This window comes from Prevotella sp. E13-27 (genome assembly GCF_023217965.1).
Classification (GTDB): domain Bacteria; phylum Bacteroidota; class Bacteroidia; order Bacteroidales; family Bacteroidaceae; genus Prevotella.
This window is the reverse complement of the sequence record NZ_JALPSC010000001.1, coordinates 288833-313340: the sequence shown is the minus strand read 5'-3', so window position 1 is coordinate 313340 and position 24508 is coordinate 288833. Positions and strand designations below refer to the sequence as shown.

Sequence of the window (24508 nt, the reverse complement as noted above, 5' to 3'; positions counted from 1 at the left end):
TTGGAGATTCCTCTAATATGAAGAAATGCACACATGGAAGAATTACTGAGCAAAATAATCTTTCCCGATGACCTGAGAATGCTCGAGGTTAATCAGTTGCCGCAGTTGTGTGAAGAACTGAGGCAACAGATCGTGAAAGAGCTGTCTGTAAACCCCGGTCACTTGGCTTCGAGTCTTGGCGTGGTGGAGCTGACGGTAGCTTTACACTATGTATTCAATACGCCTGAAGACCGCATCGTATGGGATGTGGGACATCAGGCGTATGGCCATAAAATGCTTACCGGCCGGCGCGAGCGTTTCTCGACAAACCGCAAACTGAAAGGAATAAAACCTTTCCCGTCGCCCGACGAGAGCCCTTACGATGCATTTATCTGCGGACATGCCTCGAACAGCATCTCGGCTGCTCTTGGCATGGCTGTCGCTAATAAGGACAGAAAGGTAGTTGCAGTCATCGGCGACGGTGCCATGAGTGGCGGATTGGCCTTTGAAGGCTTGAACAACGTGTCGTCGTCGCCTAACGACATGCTCATCATACTCAATGACAACAACATGTCGATAGACCTGTCAGTGGGCGGCATGAAAGAGTATCTGCTTGGCTTGAACACCAACGAGACCTATAACTCCGTGCGCTTCAAGGTGTCGCAGTGGATGAGGGCGAAGGGACTTTTAAAGGAGGACCGCCGTAAGGGACTCATCAGACTGACAAACGCTATAAAGAGTGCCATCTCGCATCAGCAGAACATCTTTGAGGGAATGAATATTCGCTACTTTGGTCCGTTCAATGGCCATGACGTGAAGGAGCTCGTGCGCATATTGCGCCAGCTGAAAGACATGAAAGGACCAAAGCTGCTTCATCTGCACACGAAGAAAGGTCACGGCTATGCGCCAGCCGAAGACTATACCCCAATATGGCATGCCCCTGGAAAGTTTAACCCAGAGACAGGCCAGATTCTGGAGGGCGACACAAAGAACCTGCCACCTAAGTTCCAGGATGTCTTTGGAGAGACACTACTCGAACTGGCACGGCAGAATCCGCGTATAGTGGGTGTTACGCCAGCCATGCCTACGGGCTGCTCTATGAATATAATGATGCAGGAAATGCCCGATCGCACGTTTGACGTGGGAATAGCCGAAGGACATGCTGTGACATTCTCGGCAGGAATGGCGAAGGACGGGCTGCAGCCATTCTGTAACATATACAGTGCCTTCGCACAGCGCGCGTACGATAATATTATTCATGACGTGGCGATATTGAAGCTGCCTGTAGTGCTGTGTCTGGACCGCGCAGGACTGGTGGGCGAGGACGGACCTACGCACCACGGCGCTTTCGACCTTGCCTATCTGCGTCCGATACCTAATCTGACAATATGCTCACCGATAGACGAGCACGACCTGCGCCGCATGATGTACACTGCACAGCTGCCAGGCATGGGACCATTCGTGATACGTTATCCACGAGGACGTGGCGTACTGGTTGACTGGCGCTGTCCGCTGGAACCCATTGAGGTGGGCACTGGACGTAAGCTGAAAGATGGCGAAGACGTGGCTGTCCTCTCTATAGGACCTGTGGGCAACAATGCTGCAATGGCTGTAGAGAATACGAATGCAGCCCATTATGATATGCGTTTCCTGAAGCCTCTTGACGAGAATATACTCCACGAGGTGGGACGTAAGTTCCGCAAGATAGTGACTGTGGAGAACGGCGTTCGCAACGGTGGACTTGGCTCAGCGGTGCTGGAGTGGATGAGCGACCACGGCTATCAGCCACAGGTGGTGCGTCTCGGTCTGCCCGATGAGTTCGTGGAACACGGAACGGTGAAGGAACTCTTGGAAATCGTTGGCCTTGATGTGGCCTCTATCAAGAAAGAACTTTCATAGGTTGACATTAAAACGCTCTTTGTATGAAGATTGTAATAGGCGGTGCTGGAGCCGTAGGAACCCACTTGTCAAGACTTCTCTCTACTGAGAAGCATGACTGCGTGCTCATCGATGCTGACGAGGAACGCTTGGCGGGCATTGATTCAAACTATGACATTCTGGCTCTGAACGGTTCGCCGATGAGCATTAAAACCCTGAAGGATGCTGGCGTGGACAAAGCAGACCTTTTTGTGGGTGTCACTCCTGAGGAGAGCACAAACATAAACGCCTGTATATTGGCTCATGCGTTGGGCGCCAAGCAGACGGTGGCTCGTATAGACAACTACGAGTATCTATCGGCAGCCAACAAGGCTATTTTCCAGAATCTTGGTATTGACTCACTGATTTATCCTGAGGTTCTCGCTGCTGCTGATATTATCAGCGGCCTGAAGCTGTCGTGGGTAAGACAGCGTTGGGATGTTCACGACGGCGCTCTGGTGCTGCTTGGCATCAAGCTCCGTGAGACAGCAGAAATTCTGAACCAGCCATTGAAGGACCTCTGTGGACCTGACGACCCTTACCATGTTGTTGCCATCAAGCGTGGCGATGATACCATCATTCCTGGTGGTATGGATGAGCTTCATGTACATGATCTTGCTTATTTCATGACTACTGCTGACTATATCCCCTACATAAGGAAAATAGTGGGCAAGGAGCACTACGCTGACGTTCAGAACGTGATTATGATGGGTGGCGGCAAGACGGCTGTGAGGGCTGCTCTGTCAATGCCCGACTATATGAACCTGAAGATTATTGAGAGCGATGTTGACCGTTGCGAACGTCTTAACCAATTGCTTGCCAACACCGACACGATGGTTATTCACGGCGATGGTCGCGATTTGTCGCTGCTGCAGGAGGAAGGCATCAAGCATACTCAGGCTTTCGTTGCCCTTACCGGCAATTCCGAGACGAATATCCTGGCCTGTCTTACGGCAAAGAAACTTGGCGTGCGCAAGACGGTGGCTATGGTTGAGAACCTTGACTATGTGTCAATGGCTGAGAGCCTTGACATAGGAACGATTATCAACAAGAAGACTATTGCTGCCAGCCATATATTCCAGATGATGATGCGTGCTGATGTGCGCAGCATGAGAACACTGATGATGGTTGACAGTGACGTGGTGGAGCTTGTTGCCTCAGAAGATTCAAAGGTTACGAAGCGCCCTGTGAAGGAACTCGGACTACCGTTTGGTGTCGCCATCGGCGGCTTGGTGAGAAACGGCGAAGGCATTCTCGTTAATGGTAATACTCAGATTGTGGCTGGCGATTCGGTGATGGTGTTCTGTCACAAGAACCAGTTGAGCAAGGTGGAGAAATTCTTCAAGAAGCAAGGACTCTTCTGAATTGTGGATTGATGATTAACTGGAAGATCATATCAAAGATTATTGGCTCGTTGCTGTTTATCGAGGCATTTTTCATGTCTTGGTGTTTTGGTATGTCGGCAGTGTTTCATGAGGATGACTCTATGGCATTCGCGCTCTCTACGTTGTTTACTTTCGGTAGCGCCTTTGTCTTTCTTTTCTTCGGTCGCCATTCAGAAAACAGTCTTTCGCGTAAAGACGCCTATGTGGTTGTCAGCTCTGCATGGATAGTATTCAGTCTGTTTGGCATGCTGCCTTTCTTGATTCATGGCTCGATAAGCAACCTGTCGGATGCTTTCTTTGAGACCATGTCGGGCTTTACTACTACGGGCGTTACTACGATAGCAAATGTTGAGCGTCTGCCTCATGGCATTCTTTTCTGGCGCTCGCTCATGCAGTGGATAGGAGGCTTGGGAATAGTGTTCTTCACTATAGCGCTGTTGCCGTCGCTTGTTGGAGGTAGCGTGAAGGTGTTTGCTGCTGAGGCTACAGGTCCGATTCGCTCGAAGATGCACCCTCGCCTGTCAACTACTGCGAAATGGATTTGGAGTATTTATCTGCTGATGACTATTGCATGTGGCCTGGCGTTCTGGGCTGCCGGTCTGGGATGGTTTGACGCACTTAATCATTCTATGACAACAACGGCAACGGGCGGATTCTCTACACATAATAGTCCAGACATTCTGTTCAGTTCACCTACGATAGAGTATCTGTCTATACTGTTCCAGTTCCTTGCCGGCATCAATTTCACGCTTCTGTACATGTCGCTGATAAAGTTCAGGTTTAGCGGCTTGTTCCGTAACTCAGAGTTCCGGTTGTATGTGGGAATAATTATTGTTGCTACATTGACAATAGCCTATCTGCTTGTTACTCGACTTCACTATAACTATGAGCCTGCTTTTCGTGCGGCACTGTTTCAAGTGGTGTCGTTCATAACAACTACAGGACTGTCGAACAGCAATGCCGCCATGTGGCCTCACCTGACGTGGGTTATCATCTGTGGTCTGATGTTCATAGGTGCTTGTGCCGGCTCTACTACCGGTGGTTTCAAGTGTATAAGAGGACTTATGCTCTTCAAGGTTGTGAAAAATGAGTTCTTACATATATTACACCCTAACGCAGTGTTGCCTGTGAAGATGAACGGCCAGAGCATTCCGCAGTCGCGCTTGGTGTCGCTATTGGCATTCTTCCTTTTGTATATCGCTTTGCTGTTGTTGGTGACTATCATCATGTCGCTATCGGGCATTCACATATCTAACGCGATAACCATCTCGTTGAGCCTGCTGTGCAACGTTGGTGCTGGTCTCGACACAAACATAGGTCCTGTGATGACGTGGGCGGAACTGAGTGATGGACTGAAATGGCTGTGCTCATTCCTCATGCTCGTAGGCCGACTTGAGATTCTGGCAGTGCTCGTGCTCTTTACGAGGAGTTTCTGGAAGGATGTCTGATAACAAAGACGAAAACCAAAACGAAGACGAAAACCAAAACTAAAACCAAGACCCAGATATGACACGTTTCTCAGCTTTTCTAACATTATTGTTCATTTGTCTGCTGCCATTGAAATCACATGGCAATGATCTCTTGCTACGCAATTCTTCCATAGAGTATTCATCAAACGAACCAAAGCAGGTGGTGAGAGCCATTGGCGACCTGCAGAATGATATTCAGTTGGTGACAGACTATAGACCCTTGCTGACAGACAAGAAGATAAAGAATGCTAATATAATAATAGGTACATACGGAAGAAGTAAGCTTATCTCTAAGCTGATAAAGCAGGGATGTCTGAAAGAAAAAGATCTGAAGAATCGTTGGGAGAGCTATGTGGTGAGCGTTACTGAAGGTTCTGAACCTCAGCTGATAATTGCTGGTAGTGACATGCGTGGCACCATCTACGGCATCTATGACGTGAGTCAGCGCATTGGCGTGTCACCATGGTATTGGTGGGCTGACGTGCCAGTGAAAAAGAATCCTGATGTGTCTCTTCCCGCCTTCTACTATGCCTCGGGCGAGCCTTCGGTGAAATATCGCGGAATTTTTATCAACGATGAAGACTGGGGCCTGCAGCCTTGGGCCGCTAAGACCTACGAGCCAGAGACGGGCGACATTGGTCCTAAAACCTATGCTCGTGTATGTGAGCTTCTTCTTCGTCTGAAAGCAAATATGCTTGCTCCCGCCATGCACCCATGCACACACGCTTTCTACACAATAGCTCAGAACAAGGTCGTGGCTGATGAGTATGGCATAATGATTACCACGAGCCACTGTGAACCGCTGTTGCTGAACAATGCCGACAGCAACGAGTGGAACCAGAAACGCGACGGCGACTGGAACTACAAGACCAACCGCAAAACCATTATGAAGAAATGGGATGACCGCCTGACTGAGGCATCACGCTATGAGAATATATACACAGTTGCCATGCGCGGCCTTCACGATGCCGGACTACGTGGCAACCTTCCTATAAACGAACGTACGCTACTGTTGGATACCGTCATCATGGACCAGCGCGCGATGTTGGAGAAACACATAGGTAAGAAAGCTACAGCCATTCCTCAGATTTTTGTCCCTTACAAGGAGACCATGGATATCTATGAGAATGGCCTCAAACTGCCCGACGACATAACCCTTGTATGGGTGGATGACAACTATGGCTACATGAAGCGTGTGGCAAATCCAGAGGAACAGAAGCGTAGCGGAGGCTCAGGAGTCTATTACCATCTGTCTTATCTTGGTGCACCGCATGACTATCTCTGGCTGAACACCACACCGCCAGCGCTCATGTACAATGAGCTGAAGAAAGCCTACGATGCAGGTGCCGACCGCTACTGGCTGCTTAATGTTGGTGACATAAAGCCAATGGAGCTTGGAATGCAGACATTCTTCGACATGGCATGGGACTTTGCAGCTTTTGACCATAAGACAGCGAATCGTCATCAGGCTTCCATTCTCTCTACATTATTCGGCGTTGACTGTCAACAGCTGATGAATGAATACTATCGTCTAGCATGGAGTCGTAAGCCTGAGTATATGGGTTGGGAGTATCAGTGGGACGATCGTGAGCACTCAGGACTGAAGTCAACAGAGTTCTCGTTTGTCAATTACCACGAGGCACAGCACCGCCTTTCTGACTATGCCCGCATAAGCGATGAGGCTCAGCACCTAAGCCTCCAACTGCCTGCTGAGAGTCGTCCGGCTTTCTTTGAACTGGTTCAGTACCCTGTTCAGGCATCCTGTCAGATGAACCGTAAGTTCCTCATGGCACAGTTGAACCAGGAACTTGCTGGCAAGCTGCGCCCTGACGAGGGGAACTGGGCTGCTCGCCAGTCGCGTCAGGCTTATGACAGCATAAGCGCTCTTACTGCCCGCTATAATAATATGCTCAATGGCAAGTGGCGTCACATGATGACTGTTCCGCCAGGCTATGTGTCGCTCTATCACAATATGCCCGCGCTGACTGTCGCGTCTGACATTGCTGACACACCTGTTGATGTGACTTGTCCCTCAGAAGAAAAATATAGTCGCATGCATGTCGTTGACCTTGCTCGCTATGATAAGAAATCAGGTGAAGTAACCATTATAGAAGGCATGGGTTATGACTGGAGAAGTGTTCAGCTTAATGGCGGCACAGCGACATATACACTGCCTTGTATCGATGCCGACAGTGTTGATGTGGTGCTTCATGTCGTTCCACTGTGGCCTTTATATCCAGGTAAGAATAACCGTGTGGGATTGTCTGTCGATGGCAGTAGTATGCAGGTGCTGACAAACCTGTTTAAGGAGTACAGCCGCACGTGGAAAGATCAGGTTATGCGTAACGGATTCTCCCGTCGTTTCCGCTTCGCTGTCAACAAGCAGATGGTTACGCATCAGCTGACGCTACACACCGTTGATGAAGGACAGATAGTTCAGCGCGTAGTAGTTGACTGGGGCGGACTGCGTGAGTCATATGTTGGACCTGAAGTTAAAGGTGAGAGGTAAGAGGTGAGAGATAAGAGATAAGAGGTGAGATGTTAGAGGTAAGTATTTATCGAAATAATATGAAAAGAGTATTGACATTTGTGTTGCTGTTGGTGGCAGCTATCACATCATCGGCTGCTGTGAAAAGTCCCGACGGAAAGCTAATTGTAGAAACCGAACAGGTTAGCGACAAGACCATGCTGGTGGTGAAAGATTGTTACGGACTGTTATTGTTTCGTGCACAGCTGGGACTTGACTTGGGTTCGGAGCGCATGGCTGAAGGACTGACTATTGTTGGCATGTCAAAGCCGGAGAAGCAAAAGTTGGCTTACGAGAATATCCGCGGAAAGCAGTTGAAAGTGAACAAGCAGTTTGTTAGTTCTGTGCTGACCTTGAAAAACGATGCAGGTACTCCAATGGACGTGGAACTACGCCTGTTTAACGACGGCATAGCATTCCGCTACATACTTGCTGAGGCCAAGAGCCGCGTGTTCACAGACGAGTTGACGGCTTACGGAATGCCTGCCAATGCTCATCGCTGGCTTCAGAAATATGTAACCAGCTATGAGGGTGACTTCCCTTATCAGGACCATACGGGCAAGAGGGGAGAGTGGGGCTATCCGGCACTCTACGAGAATAACGGAACGTTTGTGTTGCTTACAGAGGCCAATATCACACGCATGTACTGCGCCACACATCTTTCTAATTACGCTGATGAAGACTGGTATAAGGTGAGCTATCCACAACAGTGGGAAGGACGCGGACAGGGCGACGTGAAACCATCATGGGATGGTCAGTGGCAGTCTCCTTGGCGTGTCGCTATCATTGGCTCCCTCGGCGATGTGGTGGAGTCAACACTTGTAGATGATGTGAGTGACGCTCCTTCCATCCCGCTCACGGCCGAATGGATAAAACCAGGACGTGCAGCATGGATCTACTGGGCATATAATCATGGTACGAAGGACTACAAGACCTGCTGCGAGTATGTTGACTTGGCAAAGCAGATGGGGTGGGAATATGTGCTCTTCGACTGGGAGTGGGATGCCATGACCAACGGAGGACACCTTGAAGATGCTGTGGCATACGCTCTGTCAAAGGGTATCAAGCCTTGGATGTGGTATAACTCAGGTGGTGACCATACCTATGTGCGTGCTACTCCGTTGGACCGCATGCTCACTCATAAGAACCGTGACGAGGAGTTCACATGGCTGAAGAAGCTCGGCGTCGTAGGTGTGAAGGTTGACTTCTTCGAGAGTGACAAGCAGAAGATGATGAACTATTATCTTGACATCCTCGATGATGCTGCAAAGCACGAGATGATGGTTAACTTCCACGGCTGTACGCTGCCTCGAGGATGGAGCCGCACCTATCCGCACCTTATGTCGCAGGAGGCTGTCTATGGTGCTGAGCAGTATAACAACAGCCCCTATATGACTTCCAACGGCTCGCGTATCAACTGTCTGCTCCCCTATACTCGTAATGTGGTGGGACCTATGGACTACACACCGGTGGCATTCACCAATTCTCAGCATCCTCATAGGACGAGCTTTGCGCATGAGCTGGCACTGTCAGTGGCTTTCGAGTCAGGTGTACAGCACTGGGCAGATCGTCCTGCAGGCTTTACGTCTTTGGTAGCTGAGGCTCAGCAACACATGAGTGAGGTCCCTGTTGTGTGGGACGAGACACGCTTTGTGACAGGTTATCCTGGCGAGTCTTTCGTTGTGGCTCGTCGCAGCGGAAAGACATGGTATGTGGCAGGCATCTGCGCAGAGAAGAAAGCTGCTAACGGTGAAGTGCATCCTGTGACATTCAACATCCCACTTGACTTCCTTGGTGGAGGCTCTTATAAGATGACGTCTTTCACTGACGGTGACAAGCAGGAGAAAATCGTTGTTAATCACGATGTTGTAAAGAAAAGCAAGACGCTCACCATACCATGTCTGTCGGAAGGTGGCTTCCTGCTTAAGCTACAGAAGTAAATAGAATAGAGATAAAAATCACGTTTGAGAATAAAAAAAGTGGTGCAGGTTTCAAGAAAAAACAAAAATCTTCGTAACTTTGCACCGCTTTTTTAAATTCGAGACAGCGATAACGTTACATTTATGGGTGGCTTTTTTGGAACTATATCAACCAAAGATTGCGTAAACGACTTGTTTTACGGAACCGACTACAATTCACATCTGGGCACAAAGCGTGCAGGTCTTGTAACCTTCGATTCTGAGCGTGGCTTCACAAGAAGTATTCACTCGCTGGAGCGCGACTATTTCCGTTCGAAGTTCGAAGACGAACTCGATGATTTTAAAGGCTGCCAAGGTCTTGGAGTAATAAGTGACACCGACCCGCAGCCTATTATTGTAAATTCACATCTCGGCCGCTATGCTGTCGTTACAGTGGCGAAGATCAATAATCTGCGTGAGATAGCTGACGAGTTGCTCGCTCAACGCATGCATCTCAGTGAGATGTCGGCCAATAATATCAACCAGACGGAGCTTGTGGCACTACTCATAAACATGGGCAATACGTTTGTAGATGGCATCAACCGCGTCTATCAGAAGATTAAGGGCTCGTGCTCAATGCTCATCCTTACCGAGGATGGTATCATCGCTGCCCGCGACTTCCTCGGACGTACACCTATAGTAATCGGTAAGAAGGAAGAACGCTGTCAGAAACGCCTTGCCAATGGCGAGCTGGTGGAGTGGACTCTTTCTTCATACGCCGCTTCAAGTGAATCTACAAGCTTCCCAAACTTGGGCTTTAAGCCTCTGCGTGACGTCGGTCCGGGCGAGATTGTTCGTCTGCGTGCCGATGGTATAGAGGTTCTTCAACAGGCATTCAAACGTTGTCAGATATGCTCTTTCCTTTGGGTTTATTACGGATTCCCCGCTTCATGCTATGAGGGCATAAACACCGAAGCTGTCCGCGAACGCAACGGAAAGAAGATGGGTGAGCAGGACGATGTAGATGCAGACCTCGTCTGTGGTATTCCTGACTCTGGTGTCGGCATGGCGCTTGGATATGCCGATGGTGCCAAAGTACCATATAAGCGTGCTGTCCTGAAATATACTCCTACATGGCCACGCTCTTTCACACCAGGAAACCAGACACGTCGTGACCTCGTGGCAAAGATGAAGCTTATTCCTAACGAAGCACTGCTGAGAGATCAGCGCGTGGTGTTCTGTGACGATAGTATTGTTCGTGGCACACAGCTGCGTGACAACGTGCGAGAGTTCTTCGAGAACGGAGCTAAAGAGGTGCATGTGCGCATATCTTGTCCACCGCTTGTCTATGGTTGTCCGTTCATCGGCTTCACTAGCTCTAAGAGCGATCTTGAGCTTATTACTCGCCAGATAATACGCGATTTCGAGGGTGATGACAAGACAAATCTTGACCGTTACTCAGAGGCTGGCACACCAGAATATGAGCGTATGGTGAAGGAGATAGCACGTCGTCTGGGACTTACAACGCTGAAGTTTGCAAAGATTGAGGACCTTGTTGATTCCATCGGCCTCCCGAAGAAGGACATCTGTACTCACTGCTTCGATGGTAGCAGCTATGACCATCAGCAGGGCGAGGGTGAGTTCTTTGGATAATGTCTGGCTGTTATCAGTCTTTGTCGTTCTGTTATTCTTTTTGCTATGAACATCATTGTTTCTGATGAGATTAGTAGCGTGTGCCCTGAGTTTGTGGGAGCATGCGTTGATGCTCGTGTGGTAAACACTCCTTATTGCGAAGAACTCTGGAAGGAGATTGAAGTTATGGGCAATAAGTTCCGTGAAGAGTTGACTACTGAGACCTTGAAGGATCTTACATCCATTGCTGCTACACGTCGTGTCTATAAGGCATGTGGCAAGGATCCTTCACGTTATCGCCCTGCTTCTGAAGCACTCATTCGCCGTGTTCTTCAAGGAAAAGAGCTTTATCAGCGTGACACGCTTGTTGACCTTGTCAATCTTGCTTCCATTGCCTATGGCTACAGCATCGGCGGTTTCGATGCAGATAAGTTCGTTGGCGACACACTGACGCTTGGCATCGGTCGCGAAGGTGAACCCTATGAGGGCATCGGTCGCGGCATGATAAATATTCACGGTCTTCCTGTCTATCGTGACGCTATCGGTGGCGTTGGCACACCGACAAGTGACAATGAACGCACCAAGATGACTATCGATACCACTCATCTCATAGTCCTTATAAACGGATATGACGGCAATTCCCAGCGTGTGCATGAGAATGCCGTCTATATCCAGTCGCTTTTGCGAAAGTATTGCAAAAGCGACGGCGGCACCGTTATGTTTTATCCCTGTAGACTGCGCTAGTAGCGCAGTTTACAATGCAGTTTCATTACAACAAAAGTAACACCATGAAAGACTGGGAAGACTTGTCTAAGCCTGAAGAAGAAAAACCGAAGTGGAAGTTATGGGCAAAAGGGAAAAAGCCTTCCATGAAGCGTCGCATGCAGGGATTTGACTACTGCAAACGAGGCATCTATATGATTACCATTGCCATTGAAGGTAGGAGACCGCTATTAGGGATGCTAAAAGGTATCATTAAAGAAAGTACTGTCAATGACGAAAAGGAAATTGGCATAAATGGGAGTAAAAATCTGGAAAGTGCATATGTTGAACTTTCACCTATGGGTGAGAAGGTGAAAGAGTGTTGGATGTCTATACCATACTTTCATCCTGAGGTGGAGGTTATGAAACTCTGTATTATGCCTGATCATATCCATGGTATCCTTTTTGTACATGAAAATATGGAAAAACCCCTCGGCAAAATCATTGAAGGATTCAAGATAGGGACAAGGAAAGCTGCACGAGAATTGGGAATAATGGGAACATCCTTATCTATATACCCTGCGCTATCAGTACAGGAGAAGCAGAATAGACACACTGCTGCCGGCAGGACGCATGGCAAGCTATGGGAACAAGGGTACAATGATCGCATACTAATGCATAAAGGTCAACTAGATCGTGCCTTTGCCTACCTTGATGATAATCCGCACCGTCTTTGGATAAAACGTCAGCATCCAGAGTTCTTTACACAGCTTGGCACACTTACCGTTGCTGGCATGGGGATGCAAGCTATAGGTAACCGTTTTCTTCTTGACAATCCTGAGAAAATACAAGTTCAGTGCTCGCGTCACCTCTATCCACAGGAGATAGAACAAAAGAAAACTGCTATTCTGGAAAAAGTAGAAATTGATGGAGCCGTCCTCGTATCACCTTGTATCAGTCCAGGCGAACAGCAGATAGCCACCGCAGCACTGGAGAAAGGTCTTCCCCTAATCGTTCTTCTGCTCAACGGATTGTCACCATTTTTTAAACCCAAACCTCGCTACCTGCAAGCTTGCAGCGAAGGTCGTCTGCTTGTCCTTGCTCCCTTCCCCTACCAAAATGAGAAGATAACAAACATGCGTCAGCGATGCCTACAACTCAATGACATAGCTGCTGAGATTTGTAAGCAATAGCTTTTGGCAAAGTGAGTTAAACTAAAAAGAAATTGAATATAGATAACTGAAGAATATGAATTATTTCTTCATTTTTTTCTTTCTCTTTTCTTCCGCAATGAATGATTTATACTCATCTATAGTCATATCTTCTTCTACAAATGTAGCCTTGTTAATTCGTCTATACCTGTCGAGCTTGTCATATGCATATTCGTTGTAAGAGTCTTTGTAAATGGAAACAATCCAGCTATTACTGTCTTCCCATTCCACTTCCCATTTCAACGTATAGTTACCTGTGGCTATCACTGCATAGTTCACATTCTGATTATTAATATCGCTTATTCGCAAAGACTGAACGTCTGGATTGTTAGGAGTAATATGTAACGTTTGGCGAGGCTTGACATACCACATAAGACCACGCTCTGTATCATTAATCATTATCTCCTTGTCACTTGTGTTATCAATCCAAACATCGGTATTCAACTTCTGTTCTTTAATAGCGTTATTGTTGTAAAGGTCTAATAAGTGAAATGCAACATTTGTGTTTTGTGATCTAACATAGTATTGAAGATTATTACTTGATAGCGATGTGGACACCGATGACATCGCTGCCGAAAACGACATCCATCCAACAGCCCTTTTTGCACGTTTTATAGCTTTTACTTTCTCTTTGTTAACTTCTTCGTGCTCGACTCTAATAGAGAAAAGTCCGCTACGCTCAGCTAATTCTATTTCACTTACGCTATCTGCTACAACAATTGTGTCATTACCATTAACTATGTGTATATATGAAGTGTACTTTGGAATATATGTTGTTTTTGCCATTGCAATTTCAACAGTAATCATTAATCCAATAAGAATAAATAGTTTTCTCATAGTTATAACTCGATTGTTTTTGTTATTTTGTAGTAAGTGTGGCAAAAGTAAATAGAATTATTGAGAATTCCAAATTGTTTTGTGAAAAAAAGTTCTTTCAATATACGTTAAACAGAATCCGCAGTGTTAGGAAGCGACACTGCGGATTCGTAATTATGCGCTTGTTTATACCGATAGCAACAGGATTACTTCGCGATGCGGAGCACGGGCGCTATCTCGTTGCAAGGTTGAGGTAGCTGTACCTCCAGGCCAGCGGCGGTCTGGCTTACTTTCACTTTGCCATAGCCTAGCAGGTAGGCGCTCTTGATGCTCTTCTTAAAGTCGGGGTTGCCCTTGGCAAGAGACTTCACGATGAGCTTGCCGTCCTCAGGCCATCCCATAGCGGTGACATATAGGTACTTCTTCGTCTGGTTGAAGCGGATGTCGCGATAGTCCATACCATTATACTGACCTTCGTTGAAGCCCTGTGCATTGATTTTGATGTCCTTTTCAGCCACAGGACCCTCGCCGAACTTCACCCAAGGACGTGTGCCGAAGATGCTCTCGCCGTTCTGTGTCATCCATGCCTCCAGCTCGTCAAGGAAGCTGGCTGCCTTCTCGTCGTAAGTACCATCGGCACGAAGAGGAATGTTCAACAGAAGATTGCCGTTCTTCGATACAATATCTACGAGCTGCTTCACCATGTTCTTGGCTGTCTTGTAGCCGCGCTTATATGTACCGGTGTTGTAGTGCCAGTCACCGATGCAGTTGCAGGTCTGCCAAGGTTCTGAAATTATTGCATTAGGTGCTCCGCGTTCCACATCCCATGTGAGAGCCTTCTTCTGTTCTTCACTGAGAATCTTGCCGAAGACAACGCCACGAGGGTTCTTATTATACATGTGGGCGGCAATCTTCAGACCGGCGTCGCTGAGGGGATAGAATGGCAACACGGTCACATCGAAGTAAATAAGGTCTGGCTGATAGCGATTGATGGCATCGAGGGTGCGGTCATAGAAATTTGTCACGAACTCCTCTGATGGGCGGCATGCACCGTTGCCCCATGCCCACTGACCGTGTATAGCGCCGTTGTTCCATGAGCCTTTGCTCATAGGGTGGCGCTGCTGGTAGAGCTTCTGTGGGTCAAAACCTTCCCACCACTTGCCTTTGCCGTCCTCTTTAGTCAGGGTGCCGTCATACCAAATGCCGGCCTTCTCGCCTTCGAGATCGTAGCGCTGTGATGGCTCAAACCATGTCCAGGCGTGATCGGCATGGAACGAGATGCCCAATGGAAGACCAGCCTTCTTTGCAGCTGCTGCCCATTCCTTCAGAATGTCGCGTTTCGGACCAATGTTCACGGAGTTCCACTCCTGGTACTGTGAGTCCCAGAGGTCGTAGTTGTCATGGTGATTGCCAAGAACGAAGAAATACTGTGCGCCGCACTTCTTGTAGCGCTCCACAAGTTTCTCTGGATCCCATTTCTCTGCCTTGAACAGCGGTAATATGTCCTTATATCCAAACTCAGAGGGATGACCGTAGTGCTCGCGGTGGTAGTTGTATTTGTAGTTTCCTTCCATATACATCTCGCGGGCCATCCAGTCGCCTGAGCCCTCCACGCACTGAGCGCCCCAGTGGGCCCAGATGCCGAACTTGGCGTTGCGGAACCATTCCGGTGTCTGGTGAGTTTCGAGCGACTGCCATGTGGGTTCAAACTGTCCTGTCATCATCTTCTCGTGCTCTTCGCTCACGGGGATGGGATAAGACTGTGCCTCAACCGATAGGGAGGCAATTAAAAGTAATACTGTAGATATTAGTTTCATAATGGTAAAAAACATTTTTCAATTCTGAAAGTCCACAAGTATGCGGAAAACCTTTCCCGGATTCTCGCTCCACCATCGCATGGTGTCGAGCGCCTCTTCGGGATGGATAACCTTTGTGATGAGTTTGTCTGTGGGACATGTTCCTCTTTCCAGGTAGTGAATGACAGCGCGGAAGTCACTGGGCTGTGCATTACGTGAGCCGCGTATGTCGAGTTCCTTCTGTACGAAGTACTTTGTCTGGAACGACACCTCGGACTTAGCATAGCCTATGCAGACCACACGTCCTGTGAAGGCCACCTCATCGACAGCCATCTGATAGGTGGGTGTGCTGCCTACTGCTTCGATGACAACATCGGGACCGAAGCCGCTGGTCATCTCTAACAGTCGCTGATGCACATTCTCTGTCTTGGTGTTGATGGTATAGGAAGCTCCCATCTGGCGAGCCAGTGCCAGCTTCTCGTCATCTATGTCGGCAGCCACAACAGTGGCGCCACGCATGGCTGAGCGCACTACGACACCCATGCCAACCATGCCACAACCGATTACCAGTACTACGTCGATGTCGGTCACCTGTGCACGGCTCACAGCGTGGAAGCCTACACTCATAGGCTCTACGAGGGCGCAGGTCTTGGTGTCGAGCAGTCCGGCGGGTATAACTTTCTCCCAAGGCAGGGTGATATATTCGCGCATGGCACCGTTGCGCTGCACACCTAATGTCTCGTTGTGCTGGCAGGCGTTGACGCGCTGGTTGCGACAAGATGCACACTTGCCGCAGTTGGTGTATGGGTTGCAGGTGACGGTCATGCCTGGCTTCAGTCCTTCAGGCACGCCTTCGCCTACAGCCTCTATCACTGCGCCCACCTCATGACCGGGAATGACAGGGTTGAGGGCCATTGAGTTACGACCCATGAAAGTGTTGATGTCGCTGCCGCAGAAACCTACGTAGCTCAGACGGAGCTGTATCTCTCCCTTTGCAGGGGCCTGTGGTTTTTCAATGTCAATGATGTTCAGCTCTTGGCTGTGTGAAATTTGAATTGCTTTCATTTTATTTTTGATATGATAAACGTTTTTTGAGAGTTAAATAGCCATAGATGGCGATAATAATGAAACTGATGAGTGGCAACACGAATGATACGTTCACGGCCGGATGTCCCATGATGATGCCCTGATCGATGATTTTGCCCTGCAGTGGCGGCATCAGCGCTCCACCCACGATGGCCATCACCAGGAAGGCTGCGCCCAACGAGGTGTCTTCAGTAGAGACTTTTTCAAGGGCGATGCCATAGATGCTGGGGAACATGATCGACATGAACAGGCTGATGAGCACCAGCGAGTAGAGACCCCATATGCCGTCGATTGCAATGGCACCAATGGTGAACAGCGAGGCACATACGCCAAAGATGCTAAGCAGACGGTGCACGTTGGCATAGCGCATGATAAAGGTGCCGACAAAGCGTCCCACTAGGTTTAGCGACATAGCCACAATATTGTAGATCTGGGCTGTGGCCTTGTTGATGCCCAAGCGGTCGGCATATTGGATGATGAAGGTCCACACCATGATTTGAGCGGCCACATAGAATACCTGTGAAATAACGCCATAGCGGTAGGCTTGGTTGTGCCAAAGACGGCTAAGCGTCTTTCTGGCTGAGCTGCTGGCAGGCGTGTCGTCGTTCTTTTTCTCCGTCTTGATACACAGGGCGATAATGATAAACATCACCAAAACTACCAGTCCCAATGCTACATAGGGATCGCGTATCACGGCCAGATCGTGCAGACGAATGTTGGCTTTCTCGGCCTCTGACAGCGTGCCGAAGATTATCTGTCCGGCTTCGTCGCGACGGTCACTCCAGAGGTTAGGCAGCACGATAAATGATGCCACTGCCATGCCCGAAAGAGATCCTACAGGGTTGAAGGCCTGTGCCAGATTCAGTCGTTGGGTGGCATTGCTCTTGTCGCCCAGCGAAAGTATGTATGGGTTGGCTGTTGTCTCGAGGAAAGCCAGTCCGAAGGTGAGTATGTAGAGCGATAGACAGAAGAATGTGAAGCTCTGCACCTCGGCAGCTGGGATAAAAAGAAAGGCGCCGATGGAATATAGGGCCAGTCCGATAAGAATGGCCACCTTATAGCTGTAGCGGCGTATGAAAAGAGCTGCTGGAATGGCCATCGTTGCGTAGCCGCCATAGAAGGCGAACTGCACCATAGAAGCCTTTGCGGCTGAAAGTTCCATCACCGTCTGGAATGCTGCCACCATGGGGTTAGTGATATCGTTGGCAAAGCCCCACAGGGCAAACAGCGATGTGATGATGATAAAGGTTACAAGATACTTGCGTGGTATCAGCTTTGGTCGGTTCATATTACTGTTTTAAAGATAATTGTTATTGATTTCAGGTTTTGTCGTTGGCTATTTATTCCGACATGTTCTTGTAATAAGGTAGTTCGGGCAGTTCTCCGAAGCCATAGAAGCGATGGGCATTGCCGCCAAGGAAAGCAGCCTTCTGCTCGTCGGTTAGTTCATGGCTCTTCGTTATGAAGTCGTAGCTCATGCGGTAGGTAATGGCAGTGATGGTGCGCGGATAGTCGCTGCCCCACATAAGATGATACCATCCTATCATATCGGCAGCCTCGCGAATGGCACGCACCGCTGAAGGGTAGGGGTAGAACTCTGAGTTGTAGAGCCATGTGATGCCACCCGACTCAATCATAACGTTCTCGTGACGTGCCAGAAGTATCTGCTGACGCCAGCGCTCATTCTCCCATGCTGGCATGGCGGGAGGGTTGGGCATACCCAAATGACCTATAGCCACTTTGAGCGCAGGACACTCTTCTATGACTTCGCGCATCTGGCATATCTGACGCTCGTCGTCGGCCAGACACATCGACAGCACCAGTCCCTCGCGCTCCATCAGATGGAACACTGGCATAAGGTCGGTGAGCGGTTGCTTCATACGGTGTCCGGGATAGGCAATGCCTTTCAGTCCGCTACTGATCACGTCGTGTGCCTCCTGTTCGTTCCATGCCATTCCCATGCAGAAGAAACGGTCGGGATAGCGTTTCTGAACGGTGGCGAGGTAGTCGTTCTGACAACCGTCAATCAACTCTTGCACCACTACTGCTGCTCCTACCTGGGCATAGTCCATGTTCGAGAGGAACACCTCGGCGGTGTTCTTACCATCAATTATAAATGGCGGCAGCATCTGCACCTCTTCGTCGAAGAAGATGCTGCGGCCGTTGCTTAGCGACTTTATTCGTTTTCCGTCAATTGTGGTATCTTGCTCCAGCCACAAATGCGAATGTGCATCTATTATGAGTTGGCCCATGTCACACGTTGTTGGTTACCTATGATGTCTTTCACTTCCTTTACCAGTTGCCAGTCGGGCTCTTCATTGGCCCACTCTATGTTACGACGCACATTGGCAGGGTTTGCAGAAGAGAATAGTGTGGTGGTGATGCGAGGGTCGCTCACGCTGTACTGCACTGCCAAGCGCTCAATGGCGATACCCTTTTCATTGCAGTAGTCGGCAGCCTTGCGGCATACATCAACGAGAGCCTTTGGAGCCGGATGCCAGTCGGGCACACCGCGCTGTGAGAGCAGTCCCATAGAGAGTGGTGAGGCATTGATGATACCTATATTGTGCTGCTCGAAGAAGTCGAGATAGTCGGTCAGCGCGTCATCGTTAAGGGTGTAGTGGCAGAAGTTCAGTATGCTCTCCACAGTTCCTTTCTCCACATGCTCTATGACCCACTTCAGGTTCTCGAGCTGTAGGTCTGTGATGCCCACATGGCCTACTATTCCTTTGCTCTTCAGCTCCGTGAGTGCAGGCAGCGTCTCGTCGGCTACCTTCTGCAGTCCGCCAGGCAGTGAGGCCTGAAACTCAATGTCGTGTACGTTGATCAGGTCTATGTAGTCCACGCCCAGACGCTCCATGCTCTCATATACGCTGTCAGTGACGCGCTTGGCGGAGTAGTCCCACGTGTTCACACCGTCCTTGCCATAGCGTCCCACCTTGGTACTAAGGTAATACTTGTCGCGTGGGATGCTACGCAACGCCTTGCCTAATACGGTCTCGGCCTTGTAGTGGCCGTAGTAGGGACTCACGTCAATGAAGTTGATACCTCCCTCGATGGCTGTCTCAACAGCCTCGAAGCTTTCTTTCTCATTGGTCTCACGGAACACGCTGCCCAGTGAGGACGCACCGAAGCTGATATGTGACAGCTTCATGCCCGTTTTTCCTAATTCTGTATATCTCATGTTTTTAATTGTTGATTCTTCACTCTTGATTCTTCACTCTTCACTTTTCACTTATAAAGTCTGAACATCCTTTCCATCGGCTGCCATTTCTCGTCGCTGCGTGCTTCAGCACTGCAACCTTGAAACTTCGCAACAAAGGCTTCCCACTCAGCCTGTCGGGGTAGGGTGGCCAAGCGGTCCATGGCTGTCTGCCAGTCGAAGTCGGCGGACGCATCGACAATCATCACCAGGTGGTTACCGCGGATGTAGAGCTCCATCTCCAGAATTCCAACTTCTCTTATTCCCTGGCGTATCTCTGGCCATGAATATTCCTCTGAGTGCCATTTCTTATACTGCGCTATCAGCTCTGGATCCTCGTTTATGTCAAGCATCTGCACGTAGCGCTTAATCTTTCCTTCAGATAATGTCTGTATATATCCTTCCATAACTCTCAATTCTTTGCAAGCAAAGCGAGCAAGCTCGAGCGCTCAACTCTTCACTCTTGCCCTGTATTCCTGTGGTGTTATGTTCATCTGCTTGCGGAACAGGCGTATGAAGTAACTGTCATCGCTGAATCCCAGCTGCCAGGCAACCTCTTTCACAGGCAGATCGGTGGTGAACAATAGCAGTCCGGCGCGCTCCACCTTTTTCTTATTAATATATTGTATGGGTGAGGTGCCAAACTCACGTTTGAAAAGCCTTATGAGGTAGGGCTTCGTGACGCAAGCCACGTTAGCCAGCTCCTCTACGTCAATGTTGTCCGTTATGTGATTGTGTACATGTTCCAATACGCGTTTCATTCGTTCGTCACTAGTCCACACACGTGGCTTGGCGTGCCGCATGAAACATGCCAGAATCATTAGCATGGCACCACGCAGCTCCATCTTCTCCCATAGGTCCATGCCGCGATAGCGCTGAGCATAGTCAGATGTCTGACTGTTTGTGTCGTAGCTCGTGGGGTCGCTCTGCGGCAGTTGAGCGTCAGGGCGTTCGCTGCAGAGGTATTCAAATAGCGTGTCCATCTCTTGGCGTCCATCCACCTTCACTTCTGTAGGCATCTCATAAACTTCGAAGACGTTCATCTCGTTGCGCACGCCTTCGTACATGTGCATATAGTAAAGGTCAAACAGTCCATGACATTCATAGCTGTGTACCTGATATGCAGGCACGAAGTACATGTAGCCGGGCCGTAAGGTGAACGTCTGCTCAGGCATGTGCAGCAATGCTTCGCCACTGGTGACGTAGAATATACGGACGAACGGCGAACTGACGTTCTTCCAATTCCAGTCTGCATTATGACGAGCGTGGCCCACATTGAGCAGCAAAAGGTTCATGGATTCTATGGGTATCTGCATCATGTTGCAAAAGTAAACATAATATTCCTTTCTATACCAAACTATAGCAAACAAAAATAGGACAGAATTGATATTTTAACATTTTGTGGCGTAAAAAAAAGAAATAGCCGCTTGAATACCAAGCAGCTACTCGATTGTTGGTCGGGATGAGGCGCTAACTCCTGCTTATACCCGATTTTATCAGTTTTGACGAGAATGACTGCATTTCTCTGAAAATGAGATAGATAGCGATTTTCAAAAATCAAAGGTGGTAAACCCAAATCACGCCAAATATAAGCTATCACGCCAAAAACACGCCAAAATTTAAGTGTTAAAATTATTATTCTTTCCTCAATATTTTATACTTTTGCACCGCAAACGCCAAAAGCGTGCGGTGGAGTGGCACTCTGCCAATCATGGCGTATGGCACTGCCCTTATATCCGATAGCCCCGATGGAATCCGACGGAATGATGTGAATTTTTCTGTCGTACCCCCCGAAATGTTACTAAACCCCTGAACATTTGTTCAGACTTTCACCTCGGCAGACACTTTTTCGGTCTTGTTGGGGGCTTTTTCGTGGGACTTTCTGTAACTTTGTGGCTCGGAATGACAAAAAGCATTGTAAAATGAAACAACAGATACACTACAGACGATTATTGCTCCTGCTGGCGATGCTGTTTGCAACGACATTTGGAATGGCACAAACAGTAATTGTTAAGGACAGCATCACCAATGAGCCAATACCGTTTGTGAGTGTCTATTTCGGGAATGACACTGGTGGCTATACGGACGAAAAAGGGATGATTGCCATTCCAAACGAAGCAGCACAGATACGGTTGTCTCATATCTGCTATGAGACAAAGAGCATCTCTAAGATAACAGCCGACTCGCAAACAATCTTTCTTGTTCCGATAAGTATCAATCTTGATGAAGTCGCCATTAGCGCAAAGGCTCCCAAACGAACAAAGACCACAGAAGTGGGATTGATGAAAGCGAAGACGCAGACCAAGCACAAAGGAGCTAATGGATTTGAGATGGCTTTGTTCATTCCATACGACAGCACTTGGACAGAAACACCATACATCCACTCTATTTTGGCAAGCCTCGATCACTCCACCCACTGGCTGGTCTTCACGGAAATCAAGATACCTATCTATGCCACTCTCCGCTTTGATCTTCGACAGCCAGATGCCAAGACCGGTGCCCCAAAAGATGAGTCCCTCATTGATGGTGGCATTATACTCCCTTCCGGTCAGAAACTCGGCAAGGATGGCATCAGCCTTCCCCATCCTATACCATTTCCCCAGACTGGCGTATTTGTTGTAGTGGAATGGATAACCACAGCAAAAGTCTCAGAATCATGCAATCTTGTGCCCTCTCTCAACATGACTTTGGATGAGAAGGAAAACAGAACTTGGAACAAGAAGACATTTCGAAGCGTGGGCTGGATGCAGGAACAAGACGAGCCCGCATATCAGAATGAAGAGGCACAGGACTTTTATAAAGGCAGGACACCATCAGCCAAACTCGGTTTGAAAATATCAAAATAGGCAATATGAAACAAGCAAAATTTCTCCTTCTCTTGATCGTAGTCCTCGCATTCGCCTCTTGCGGCAGCGACGAACCAAGATATGCAGACCCAGAGGCACACGAAAAGACCGTTCAGTTGAACGAGCAGTACGGGCCGCTCATGGTCGGCACATGGCACTACGAGAACATCAGCGACACGCAGCGTTATTTCGAGCGCCTCACGTTCCAGGTCGACGGCACACTGTCGGGTATGCGCAAATGGCAAACCCGCAAGCTCGTCACCATCGACGGTGAGCAACGCTACACCGATTGGGAGAATGTGGAGCCTTTGGAAGGAACTTTCTCAGGTACATGGAAACTGAGTTACTACAGCCCGGAAGGGGGAAATGGTGAGAAGCGCAACTGCCTGTTTCTGAATGCCCACTATGAGGGTGCAAATAGCGGACACATGGCCTATTCCAATATCGCCACCTTAGACTACGCCGATGAAACGACGTTTCGATTCGAAGGATTTTACTTCAAAGACAAGGATGGATGGATTACCTTCCTGCGTGGCGATGCAGAACCGAATTTTTAATATAATTCGCAAGAAATCTTAAAAAATTCGCAAATTTGCTAATATCTTGAAAATTATCATTATCTTTGCACCGTCTTAATCAATTTAGACAATGAACATTGAATTCGATAATGCGGCATTAGAGGAGTTGTACACCACAGGAACAACCAAGGACAGCCAGTATAAGAAGCTGTCCAAGGACATTGTGAAACGATTCATCAAGGTGGTTAACTATCTTAAAGCTGCTCGGCGACTGGAAGATCTATTCTTTATTAAGTCGCTCCACTATGAGAAGAAGAAAGGTGATCTGAATGGTGTAGATGCTGTATGGATTAACGATCAGTACCGTCTGTTCTTCTATAGTTCTCCCGATGAAAGCGGAATAATTGTAAACGCATTGATATTTGAAATTTCCAAGCATTATGAGTAAGAGAGTTCTAACCCCATTTATTGCTACACATCCTGGTGAAATGATTAAGGATGAACTTAAAGAACGTGGTATGACGCAGAAGCAACTCGCTGACGAGACTGGCATCAAGGCATCCGTACTCAGCGAGACCATCAACGGTAAACGTTCGGTATCGCTCAACGTGGCTGTAGCCTTGGAGAAAGCACTTGGCATCCCTGCTGACATTTGGATGAACATGCAGACACAGCATGACCTCGATACAGCCAATATCGCTGAACGTGATAACCAGCGAGAGACTGTCTCGGTTACAATCCCTATTCGTGACAGGAATCTGTTACAAGAACTCGTCCGTAAATTCGGATGGGCATGTGTATTCTGATACTAATAATATGATTTTATGAAACAGAGATACGCAGTAGTGGTACTCTTTGCACTGATAATCGCTTCGAGTATGGTGAGCCTGACGAGTTATAAGACAACGGAGAATCTGGTGACCGAGGATGTGAATCAGGCATTGGCCAAGGCTCTGGATGAACAGCAGTCGGACGTGATCAGTGCTGACACTATTCAGGTGTTCAACAGTCATCTGCAAATAGAGGGGTTGAGAGGAAATGCAGTTTTGGCGGTGGACACCAAGAAAGGATTCCGTCCTCGTCCGCAAGTGTCGACAGCCACGATTCTGTCACTCTCTGACCAGCGTCCTTCGATGATTCTATGGTCGATGGTGCTTTTGTGGAGCCTGTTCTGCCTGTATCAGCATAGGCGGCTGTCAGCATTAGGATTTTATGGCGGCTTAGCCCTGCAAGATGGGCGGTTCGTCAATGCCAAAGGCTGCGAAGTAAAACTTACCCCGATGCAGCTGCAGCTGATGGAGATGCTGTGGCAGTCCCCTACACATCAGCTGTCGAAAGCAGATATTTGCGATGCGCTTTGGCCCAAGAAACCCGATGCCAGCGAGACGCTTTACACCCTCATCCGACGACTAAAGCCCATCATAGAAGAACATTCCGACCTTAAAATCGAGTCAGACAGGGGAAAGTCATACGGTCTGACTATCAGATAGATAGGTTCCTGTCAGACAAATGTCAGACAGTTTT

The 24508-nt window shown here is 48.5% G+C and carries 21 protein-coding genes; 13 read left to right on the top strand and 8 right to left on the bottom strand.

From position 1 onward, the window contains the following. Positions 1-33: 33 nt before the first annotated feature. The 8 genes from dxs to M1L52_RS01325 all read left to right on the top strand — a co-directional run bounded on the left by dxs (position 34) and on the right by M1L52_RS01325 (position 12702). Positions 34-1878 carry a 1-deoxy-D-xylulose-5-phosphate synthase gene (gene dxs, locus M1L52_RS01360; RefSeq protein WP_248613027.1) on the top strand — a complete coding sequence of 615 codons (1845 nt, stop codon included), beginning with the start codon at positions 34-36 and terminating at the stop codon, positions 1876-1878. A gap of 23 nt (positions 1879-1901) precedes the next feature. Continuing rightward, complete coding sequence (trkA, locus tag M1L52_RS01355) at positions 1902-3260, top strand: Trk system potassium transporter TrkA (protein ID WP_248613026.1); 1359 nt, start codon at positions 1902-1904, stop codon at positions 3258-3260. 11 nt (positions 3261-3271) lie between these two features. Further along, positions 3272-4729, top strand: a complete 1458-nt coding sequence (locus tag M1L52_RS01350) for a TrkH family potassium uptake protein (protein ID WP_248613025.1) — start codon at positions 3272-3274, stop codon at positions 4727-4729. A gap of 58 nt (positions 4730-4787) precedes the next feature. Beyond that, positions 4788-7259 carry a glycosyl hydrolase 115 family protein gene (locus tag M1L52_RS01345; RefSeq protein ID WP_248613024.1) on the top strand — a complete coding sequence of 824 codons (2472 nt, stop codon included), beginning with the start codon at positions 4788-4790 and terminating at the stop codon, positions 7257-7259. Between the two features lie 59 nt (positions 7260-7318). Further along, on the top strand, positions 7319-9217 hold the full coding sequence (locus tag M1L52_RS01340; protein ID WP_248613023.1) for a glycoside hydrolase family 97 protein: 1899 nt from the start codon (positions 7319-7321) through the stop codon (positions 9215-9217). A 123-nt stretch (positions 9218-9340) separates the two neighbouring features. Then, entirely contained in the window at positions 9341-10828 is a 1488-nt protein-coding gene (locus tag M1L52_RS01335) for an amidophosphoribosyltransferase (protein ID WP_248613022.1), read from the top strand. 45 nt (positions 10829-10873) lie between these two features. Then, complete coding sequence (locus M1L52_RS01330; protein WP_248613021.1) at positions 10874-11551, top strand: B3/4 domain-containing protein; 678 nt, start codon at positions 10874-10876, stop codon at positions 11549-11551. Positions 11552-11595: 44 nt separating this feature from the next. Next, the gene (locus tag M1L52_RS01325; RefSeq protein ID WP_248613020.1) at positions 11596-12702 is read left to right on the top strand and encodes a hypothetical protein; all 1107 of its coding nucleotides are present in this window, start codon (positions 11596-11598) and stop codon (positions 12700-12702) included. A gap of 60 nt (positions 12703-12762) precedes the next feature. Here the strand turns inward: M1L52_RS01325 and M1L52_RS01320 are convergent, their stop codons facing one another. From M1L52_RS01320 to M1L52_RS01285, 8 genes are all read right to left on the bottom strand, one after another. Then, positions 12763-13557, bottom strand: coding sequence for a hypothetical protein (locus M1L52_RS01320; RefSeq protein WP_248613019.1), 795 nt, complete (start codon positions 13555-13557; stop codon positions 12763-12765). Positions 13558-13742: 185 nt separating this feature from the next. Then, on the bottom strand, positions 13743-15353 hold the full coding sequence (locus M1L52_RS01315) for an alpha-L-fucosidase (protein WP_248613018.1): 1611 nt from the start codon (positions 15351-15353) through the stop codon (positions 13743-13745). Between the two features lie 18 nt (positions 15354-15371). After that, on the bottom strand, positions 15372-16397 hold the full coding sequence (locus M1L52_RS01310) for a zinc-binding alcohol dehydrogenase family protein (protein ID WP_248613017.1): 1026 nt from the start codon (positions 16395-16397) through the stop codon (positions 15372-15374). 1 nt (position 16398) lies between these two features. Then, entirely contained in the window at positions 16399-17706 is a 1308-nt protein-coding gene (gene fucP, locus M1L52_RS01305; RefSeq protein ID WP_248613016.1) for an L-fucose:H+ symporter permease, read from the bottom strand. A 52-nt stretch (positions 17707-17758) separates the two neighbouring features. After that, positions 17759-18670, bottom strand: a complete 912-nt coding sequence (locus M1L52_RS01300) for an amidohydrolase family protein (protein ID WP_248613015.1) — start codon at positions 18668-18670, stop codon at positions 17759-17761. Continuing rightward, a complete protein-coding gene (locus tag M1L52_RS01295) occupies positions 18655-19602 on the bottom strand; it encodes an aldo/keto reductase (protein ID WP_248613014.1) in 948 nt (315 codons plus the stop codon). The genes M1L52_RS01300 and M1L52_RS01295 overlap by 16 nt, the downstream gene beginning before the upstream one ends. A 47-nt stretch (positions 19603-19649) precedes the next feature. Further along, positions 19650-20027 carry an L-rhamnose mutarotase gene (locus M1L52_RS01290; protein WP_248613013.1) on the bottom strand — a complete coding sequence of 126 codons (378 nt, stop codon included), beginning with the start codon at positions 20025-20027 and terminating at the stop codon, positions 19650-19652. Between the two features lie 42 nt (positions 20028-20069). Further along, the gene (locus M1L52_RS01285) at positions 20070-20939 is read right to left on the bottom strand and encodes an AraC family transcriptional regulator (protein ID WP_248613012.1); all 870 of its coding nucleotides are present in this window, start codon (positions 20937-20939) and stop codon (positions 20070-20072) included. A gap of 603 nt (positions 20940-21542) precedes the next feature. Between M1L52_RS01285 and M1L52_RS01280 the strand changes: the two genes are divergently transcribed. The 5 genes from M1L52_RS01280 (at position 21543) to M1L52_RS01260 (ending at position 24474) form a co-directional block, all read left to right on the top strand. Then, entirely contained in the window at positions 21543-22466 is a 924-nt protein-coding gene (locus M1L52_RS01280) for a carboxypeptidase-like regulatory domain-containing protein (protein ID WP_248613011.1), read from the top strand. Positions 22467-22471: 5 nt separating this feature from the next. After that, positions 22472-23023: a hypothetical protein gene (locus tag M1L52_RS01275; RefSeq protein WP_248613010.1), complete on the top strand. Its 552-nt coding sequence runs from the start codon at positions 22472-22474 to the stop codon at positions 23021-23023. 91 nt (positions 23024-23114) lie between these two features. Further along, positions 23115-23432 carry a type II toxin-antitoxin system RelE/ParE family toxin gene (locus tag M1L52_RS01270; protein ID WP_248613009.1) on the top strand — a complete coding sequence of 106 codons (318 nt, stop codon included), beginning with the start codon at positions 23115-23117 and terminating at the stop codon, positions 23430-23432. After that, a complete protein-coding gene (locus M1L52_RS01265; RefSeq protein ID WP_248613008.1) occupies positions 23425-23790 on the top strand; it encodes a HigA family addiction module antitoxin in 366 nt (121 codons plus the stop codon). The genes M1L52_RS01270 and M1L52_RS01265 overlap by 8 nt, the downstream gene beginning before the upstream one ends. A gap of 18 nt (positions 23791-23808) precedes the next feature. Continuing rightward, positions 23809-24474, top strand: a complete 666-nt coding sequence (locus tag M1L52_RS01260) for a helix-turn-helix domain-containing protein (RefSeq protein WP_248613007.1) — start codon at positions 23809-23811, stop codon at positions 24472-24474. Positions 24475-24508: the final 34 nt, after the last annotated feature.

Coding starts and splice junctions, on each gene's coding strand:
- fucP (WP_248613016.1), bottom strand. CDS start 17,706: ATGAACCGACCAAAGCTGATACCACGCAAGTATCTTGTAACCTTTATC.
- M1L52_RS01265 (WP_248613008.1), top strand. CDS start 23,425: ATGAGTAAGAGAGTTCTAACCCCATTTATTGCTACACATCCTGGTGAA.
- M1L52_RS01320 (WP_248613019.1), bottom strand. CDS start 13,557: ATGAGAAAACTATTTATTCTTATTGGATTAATGATTACTGTTGAAATT.
- M1L52_RS01270 (WP_248613009.1), top strand. CDS start 23,115: ATGAACATTGAATTCGATAATGCGGCATTAGAGGAGTTGTACACCACA.
- M1L52_RS01310 (WP_248613017.1), bottom strand. CDS start 16,397: ATGAAAGCAATTCAAATTTCACACAGCCAAGAGCTGAACATCATTGAC.
- trkA (WP_248613026.1), top strand. CDS start 1,902: ATGAAGATTGTAATAGGCGGTGCTGGAGCCGTAGGAACCCACTTGTCA.
- M1L52_RS01260 (WP_248613007.1), top strand. CDS start 23,809: ATGAAACAGAGATACGCAGTAGTGGTACTCTTTGCACTGATAATCGCT.
- M1L52_RS01335 (WP_248613022.1), top strand. CDS start 9,341: ATGGGTGGCTTTTTTGGAACTATATCAACCAAAGATTGCGTAAACGAC.
- M1L52_RS01330 (WP_248613021.1), top strand. CDS start 10,874: ATGAACATCATTGTTTCTGATGAGATTAGTAGCGTGTGCCCTGAGTTT.
- M1L52_RS01315 (WP_248613018.1), bottom strand. CDS start 15,353: ATGAAACTAATATCTACAGTATTACTTTTAATTGCCTCCCTATCGGTT.
- M1L52_RS01295 (WP_248613014.1), bottom strand. CDS start 19,602: ATGAGATATACAGAATTAGGAAAAACGGGCATGAAGCTGTCACATATC.
- M1L52_RS01275 (WP_248613010.1), top strand. CDS start 22,472: ATGAAACAAGCAAAATTTCTCCTTCTCTTGATCGTAGTCCTCGCATTC.
- M1L52_RS01280 (WP_248613011.1), top strand. CDS start 21,543: ATGAAACAACAGATACACTACAGACGATTATTGCTCCTGCTGGCGATG.
- M1L52_RS01345 (WP_248613024.1), top strand. CDS start 4,788: ATGACACGTTTCTCAGCTTTTCTAACATTATTGTTCATTTGTCTGCTG.
- M1L52_RS01340 (WP_248613023.1), top strand. CDS start 7,319: ATGAAAAGAGTATTGACATTTGTGTTGCTGTTGGTGGCAGCTATCACA.
- dxs (WP_248613027.1), top strand. CDS start 34: ATGGAAGAATTACTGAGCAAAATAATCTTTCCCGATGACCTGAGAATG.
- M1L52_RS01285 (WP_248613012.1), bottom strand. CDS start 20,939: ATGATGCAGATACCCATAGAATCCATGAACCTTTTGCTGCTCAATGTG.
- M1L52_RS01290 (WP_248613013.1), bottom strand. CDS start 20,027: ATGGAAGGATATATACAGACATTATCTGAAGGAAAGATTAAGCGCTAC.
- M1L52_RS01350 (WP_248613025.1), top strand. CDS start 3,272: ATGATTAACTGGAAGATCATATCAAAGATTATTGGCTCGTTGCTGTTT.
- M1L52_RS01300 (WP_248613015.1), bottom strand. CDS start 18,670: ATGGGCCAACTCATAATAGATGCACATTCGCATTTGTGGCTGGAGCAA.
- M1L52_RS01325 (WP_248613020.1), top strand. CDS start 11,596: ATGAAAGACTGGGAAGACTTGTCTAAGCCTGAAGAAGAAAAACCGAAG.